The organism is Thermococcus sp. ES12, from assembly GCF_012027515.1.
Lineage (GTDB): Archaea > Methanobacteriota_B > Thermococci > Thermococcales > Thermococcaceae > Thermococcus > Thermococcus barossii.
Window position 1 is genome coordinate 1 of the sequence record NZ_SNUP01000017.1, and the last position, 583, is coordinate 583.

At 42.9% G+C, this 583-nt stretch carries 1 protein-coding gene; it reads right to left on the minus strand.

What is annotated here, in order from left to right; all coding sequences use genetic code 11:
• On the minus strand, window positions 1-583 hold a 583-nt coding region (locus tag E3E37_RS10760; RefSeq protein WP_167717334.1), incomplete at both ends, for a nucleotide sugar dehydrogenase.

The following is a 583-nucleotide window of genomic DNA, read 5'->3' on the forward strand; positions in this document are numbered from 1 at the left end:
ACCATAATGCCAGTTCATTGGCCAAGGCAATATTCATGTCCCTGTAAATCCCTTCAAAGACTTTAACAGCTTCAGCAGCTTTTATTGAGCTCATTGGAATGACTCCCTTCTTGTTTATTGTTTCATAAATTCCAATAACTGCTTCCAGGGTTTTTTCATCACTTGCCCCAAGTATCTTAGGATACTGGCCGGTGATGTCTCTAATTGCAGTTCCGGTCATTGTTCTCTCGGGAGCGTGAGCTAACCCAAATTCACCAAGCTTGAGACCACTTTCTTCTAAAATTGAGACTAAGCTTTCTGTGGTCCCGGGAGGCATTGTGGCCTCCGTAATTACAAGATCTCCCTTTTCCAATCCTTTTGCAATTTTGTGAGCAACATCATAAACGGGGTCTAGTTTTAGGTTCCCTCTATCGTCAGTTAATGTTGGGACTAGGATAATCATCACATCCGCTTGTTTAGCAGCCCAAACGCCATCAGTTGTGGCTTTTAGTCGTCCAGCTTTCACATTTCTCTCCACTAACTCTGACAGCCCTGGCTCTTCATTGATGTGATTAGTACCGTTGTTTATCATTTCAACGACTTT